This window comes from Streptomyces sp. NPDC002520 (genome assembly GCF_053595235.1).
In genome coordinates this window covers 1-4940 of sequence record NZ_JBSFXG010000085.1, presented here as the reverse complement: position 1 = coordinate 4940, position 4940 = coordinate 1, and the positions used below count along the sequence as shown (strand labels likewise).

5 protein-coding genes and 1 pseudogene are annotated in these 4940 nt (G+C 69.3%); 1 reads left to right on the top strand and 5 read right to left on the bottom strand.

Features of this window, described 5'->3' with window-relative positions; genetic code table 11:
• Positions 1 to 140: 140 nt before the first annotated feature.
• Positions 141 to 1343 carry an IS110 family transposase gene (locus ACWD5D_RS44725; protein ID WP_451378489.1) on the bottom strand — a complete coding sequence of 401 codons (1203 nt, stop codon included), beginning with the start codon at positions 1341 to 1343 and terminating at the stop codon, positions 141 to 143.
• Between the two features lie 571 nt (positions 1344 to 1914).
• Positions 1915 to 2076: a helicase associated domain-containing protein gene (locus ACWD5D_RS44720; RefSeq protein WP_450546680.1), complete on the bottom strand. Its 162-nt coding sequence runs from the start codon at positions 2074 to 2076 to the stop codon at positions 1915 to 1917.
• 650 nt (positions 2077 to 2726) lie between these two features.
• On the opposite strand from ACWD5D_RS44720, the pseudogene ACWD5D_RS44715 reads away from it, so the two are divergent.
• Positions 2727 to 2842 (top strand): annotated as a pseudogene (locus ACWD5D_RS44715) (transposase); the annotation flags it as partial.
• A 72-nt stretch (positions 2843 to 2914) separates the two neighbouring features.
• Here ACWD5D_RS44715 and ACWD5D_RS44710 read toward each other — a convergent pair.
• The 3 genes from ACWD5D_RS44710 to ACWD5D_RS44700 are packed head-to-tail and all read right to left on the bottom strand — an operon-like array spanning position 2915 to position 4557.
• On the bottom strand, positions 2915 to 3682 hold the full coding sequence (locus ACWD5D_RS44710; RefSeq protein ID WP_450546674.1) for a DUF899 family protein: 768 nt from the start codon (positions 3680 to 3682) through the stop codon (positions 2915 to 2917).
• Between the two features lie 39 nt (positions 3683 to 3721).
• Positions 3722 to 4063 (bottom strand): ArsR/SmtB family transcription factor, encoded by a 342-nt coding sequence (locus ACWD5D_RS44705; protein WP_450546673.1) that lies wholly within the window; start codon positions 4061 to 4063, stop codon positions 3722 to 3724.
• A complete protein-coding gene (locus tag ACWD5D_RS44700) occupies positions 4060 to 4557 on the bottom strand; it encodes an ATPase (protein WP_451378488.1) in 498 nt (165 codons plus the stop codon). The genes ACWD5D_RS44705 and ACWD5D_RS44700 overlap by 4 nt, the downstream gene beginning before the upstream one ends.
• Positions 4558 to 4940 lie beyond the last annotated feature (383 nt).

Genomic DNA, 4940 nt, shown 5'->3' with positions numbered 1-4940 from the left:
AGCCTGGACAGGTCGAACCGGTGCGCGACAAGCTCAGGCGCCTGGCTGACCGAGGCTGGCTGCACCGCACCCCCGCCGGCCGCTTCACCGCACTGAGCAGCACCTCGGCATCGGCCCGGGGGGTGCCTCTATGTCTTTCGTCAAGCGAGGCGGGGGGTTCTGGGTTCGTAGAAGGTGCCGTCGCGGAGCATCGCGAAGAGCACGCTGATGCGGTGGCGGGCGAGGCGGAGGAGGGCCTGGGTGTGGGTCTTTCCTCTGGCTCGGCATCGGTCGTAGTAGGTGCGGGAGGCGGGGTCGTGCAGGGCGGCGAACGCGGACAGGAACATCGCGCGTTTGAGCTGGCGGTTGCCGCCTCGGGGTGCGTGTTCGCCGTGGATCGACGTGCCCGACGACTTGGTGGTCGGGGCGAGGCCGGCGTAGGAGGCGAGGTGGGCGGCGGTGGGGAAGCCGGTGCCGTCGCCGACGGTGACCAGCAGCACTGCGGCGGTCCTGACCGCGACCCCGGGCATCGAGGTCAGGACCGGGGAAAGAGGGTGTGCCTCCAGCAGGGTGTTGATCTGGGCTTCCAGCGCCCGGCGCTGTTCGTGGACGGCGGCGAGCTGGCGGGCCAGGGAGGGGATCACGATGTCGAGGGTGCCGGTTCCGGGGACGACGACGGTTTGCTCGTCGAGTGCGTCGAAGACCTCGTCGATGAGCCGGACGGCCATGCGTGGGGCCTTGGGCTGGATGATTTCGACGAGCCTGCGGCGGCCGGCTTTCCGCAGAGCCTTGGGAGATCCGTAGCGTTTCAGCAGCCAGGTCACCGCCTGGTGGTCGAGACGCGGACCGAGAACGCGCTCCAGGCTGGGGTGGAACTGGGTGAGCAGGCCGCGTATGCGATTGCTGGTGCGGGTGGCCTCGGCGGCGAGGTCCTGGTCGAAGCCGACGAGCACGGTCAGCTCGGCGGTGATCTCGTCGGTGAGGTCCAGGGAGCGCAGGGTGTGCGGCATGGTGCGGGCCGCGTCCGCGATCACCGCGGCGTCCTTCGCGTCGGTCTTCGCCTCGCCCGGGTAGAGGTCGGCGATCCGGCGCATCGCGAGTCCGGGCAGGTAGGCGACCTTGCAGCCCGCGTCCCTCGCGACGGTCAGCGGGAGGGCGCCGATGGAGGTGGGCTCGTCCACGATCACCAAGACGGTGCCGAACTTCGCCGTCAGCTTGTCGAAGACGGCCCGCAGCTTCGGCTCGCTGTTGGGCAAAGGCTTGTCGAAGACCTTCTTCCCGGCCGGGGTGAGCCCGTGGCCGTGATGGGCCGTCTTGCCGACGTCCAGGCCGAGGAACACGCCCACGTCTTCGGTGTCGAACATCGCGCCCTTTCAGGGGAGTTGAACGTGCCGGTCTCGGTGGTGGTGTCGTACGCGCGCATCCACGTTATGCAGACCTGCCGCCCGCGAGCTGTCCGGCATTGCACCGGACCGGGCGGTGGCCGGACCTCTCATCAGCGTCTCCGACGGCACCTCCCGGGCCCGGTGACACCACCCCCCAGGTCATGCCTTCGACAGGGGGACACAGTCATGCCGGGCCCGGAGGCCAGCGGCCCTCTTGCAGGACCGCGGAAAACATAACGGGTCCCGCTCTCGTGCTTGGGCTGGTGGTTAAGCCACTTCCAGCTGGACCGCAGCGCCTGTGCCTCCAGTCCGTAGCGGCTGGCGATGCGGCAGATCAGTGACGAGGTCGTTTCTCCCTGCAGGGGAGCGGTCCGCAGGAGGCCAGGGTGATGGATCACTCCACCACAGTCCCGTGTTCACCGTCCCGGGCGGGCACTTTTGCAAGGATGCCCAGCGGTCACGGTCTGAACCTGCCGACAGCTCGAGACTCCGGGCCCTCACGGCCCCGGGGTCTCGTGCGATCCGGCTCAACGGCCGGACGGCGGCGGTGTCATGCCCAGTCGACGCCCAGCTTCCGCAGTGCGTCCAGCTGCTCCGCAGTGAGCTTGCCACGCCTCGCTCGGGTGTTCGATACCCACACGCCCAGCTTCACGGTGCGATCTCTCGGTTTCGGGACAGTGGGGTGAGAGACAGCGGGCCTGGATGTGTTGATGCTGGTCGGTGGCGGTTTAGGGGCGTGGGGCCACTGTCATGAGGGTGAGAGTTCCGTGGGTATCGCTGTCCTGGGGCGTTATCGCATGAGGGGTGACGCTGTCTCAGTTTCGTGAGTTCTGATCCATTGGCCGGAGAGTGTTGGTCTGCTTGGGGGTGTGGATGAGGGAGGGCAGGACCTGGCCTTGGAGGGGGCGGGTGGGGTTTTGCCGGCTGTGTCGGTTCGGGCGTTGCGGGGGCCGGTGGTGCGCCGGTTGCTGGTCCTGCGGCGGGAGGGGAAGCTCACCACTGGGCATGTGAGGTCGGCGGCGGATGTGCTGGGGGTGCGGGAGCGTGCGGTGTGGCGGTGGTTGGCCGCCGCCGAGGAAGACGAGGCTGCGGCCGCGGCGCCGGGGGAGCGGGCTCCGTACTATGGCCGGTTCGCGGTCAACGACGAGATCCGGGCTCTGCTGGGGTTGTGGAGGGGCAACGTCGCGGCGGTCCATCGTGAGTTGGCCGCTCGCGCTGCCAGGGGTGAGGGGGAGCCGCCTCCGTCGCTGATGACTTTGCACCGGGCGATCCGTCGTGATCTGACGCCGGGGGAGCGGGCCGGGCTTGCGGGTGGGGAGCGGGCGGCGCGCAAGCACGATGTGTTCCTGGCCCGGCCGCGGGGTGAGTGAACGCAAGCCGTATCCGAGTGACTTATCGGACGAGCAGTGGTCGTTGGTCGAGCCGGTGATCACCGCATGGAAGGACCGGCACCGCTCGGTCAGCGGCCATCAGGGCGCCTATGCGATAGGGCGGATAGGGGTCAGACCGGCTGATCGCCGATCACCCGGCACTGCGAGCCGACTGAGCCGTCACGGTCGCGGTGTGAGGTCGTCGGAGCGCCCGGCCTCGACGCGGGACCACTGGGGGATGGGGCGTCCGTTGCTCCGCAGGCCGTGGTCGGCGGGGGTTCCCTGGACACGCGGCCAACCAGAGGGCGAGTCCTCCCACAACTCCTGGCGTCCGTACACGGTGAGGTCCATGAGCGCGTAGCTGTAGTCCATCGCCTCCACCCCGCGCAGCGTCGTCCAGTACGTCTCGTAGACGCGGTCGCCGTCGCGCAGGTAGCAGACCAGGTGAAACATGCCGACGTGGCGTCCAACCAGGAGCTCGTCATGCGACGGGAGGGCCGAGTACCACGGCACCTCCCAGCCCATGAAGTCCCGGTAGCGGCGGCTCTCCTCGTACGAGCCCTGGCAGAAGACCGCGTAGGTGATATCGCGTGAGTGCAGGTAGGACAGCTCCTGCACCTGGGTGGTGACCCAGGTGCAGCCCTCGCACTGCCCGGCCGCATCGTGGCCGTCGTGCCACATGAAGTAGTAGGCGATGAGCTGCCGACGCCCTTCGAACGCGTCGAGCAGGGTGATGGGCCCGTCGGGCCCGGTCAGTTCAAGGTCGGCTGCCACCTCGACCATGGGCAGTCGGCGCCGGGCCGCGGCGATCGCGTCGCCTTCCCGGGTGTGCGCTTTCTCGCGGACTCGCAGCTTGTCCAGTTCGGCCTGGAAGGCGGCCCGGTCGGCTACCGGCGGCAGCGTCGGCGCGCGGTCGGGGCCCGCCGCGCTGCTGTCGTGCTCGGTCACGATCGTGTCCAATCGTTGTAAGTCATCAGTCGTCTTCCGTCAGTCGGAGGCTTCGGGGGCTGCCGGGCCGGGGCGCTCCGCCAGTTCCTTGATCCGCAGCAGGCGGGTCTCCCAGGAGCGGCCGATCCGGTCCAGCTCCCGGGCCAGCGCGCCGAGCCGGGCGCCGACGGCGAGGTAGACGACCTCGCGCCCGCGCTGCTCGGACTCGATCAACCCGACCTCGCGCAGCACCTCCAGGTGCTTGCCGATCGCCTGACGGCTAACCGGCAGCACCCTGGCCAGCGCGGACGCCGACATGGGGCCCTCGCCGAGCCGGGTGAGGATCTCCCAGCGCGTCGGGTCGCCGAGCGCGGCACACACGACGGGGAGGGTGGCGGTCACGGGCGCGTCGTCGGGGCCGGCGCGGACTTCTCGACGAACACCTTCGCGGCCTCCAGCTCGGCGAGCCACCCCTTGTCGTTGCCCTCGCGCTCCTTCAGCCACGCGGCTGGGTCGTCGGCGAGGCCGCAGAACCCGCTCTCGACGACGCGCAATGTCACCCCGCCGCCGTCCCGCTCGTCGATCCAGAACTCGACGAGGGTCGAGGGCGTCGACTCGTCCCGGAACGGGGTGCCGATCCAGCGGAACGCGGCGTAGCGCGGCTTGTCCAGCGTCACCGTCCGGAATCGGAACTCGCCCAGCGTTGGATGGCGCACCACGGCCACGTCGCCCTCGTAGCGCAGGTCCGGGTCGGCCTCGACGGCACCGTCGTTGACATACCAGCCGGGGCGCACGATCAACTCCCAAACCTGCTCGGCCGGGACGTCGATGTCGATCTGCCGGGCGATCCGGTCGAGCTCGGCGAGCTCGGCGTTGATGTAGGTGGTGTCGTTCATGGCTTCCTCCCTCGGGCGTTCCCACGCATCGATCTGCAACCCAACGATTGCACATTGGAGGTGTAACTGCAATCCATCGGTTGCAGACACGTCGCGCCGTCGAGCGCCGCCCTTCACCCCACCCCCGTTGGCCTACCGCAGCGGCGGCAGCATCGCCGTCCGCCCGCACATCGGGCTCGTGCTCGCCCGACAGCCAGTTCGCCCACACCTTCTTCGGGTGCCGCTCCGGGTCCTCGGTGTGCAGATGCTTCACCGCAGCCCCCAGCCCCTCGGCGAAGGCCCGTGCCTGGCGTTGTCACGTTGGCTGACCGGTCTGGGATGATCTTGGAGTTGGTCGTGCCGGGGAGGAGTCCGCTCGTGTCGTCCGCGCCGCCGTCGTACAA

Coding starts and splice junctions, on each gene's coding strand:
- ACWD5D_RS44725 (WP_451378489.1), bottom strand. CDS start 1,343: ATGTTCGACACCGAAGACGTGGGCGTGTTCCTCGGCCTGGACGTCGGC.
- ACWD5D_RS44700 (WP_451378488.1), bottom strand. CDS start 4,557: ATGAACGACACCACCTACATCAACGCCGAGCTCGCCGAGCTCGACCGG.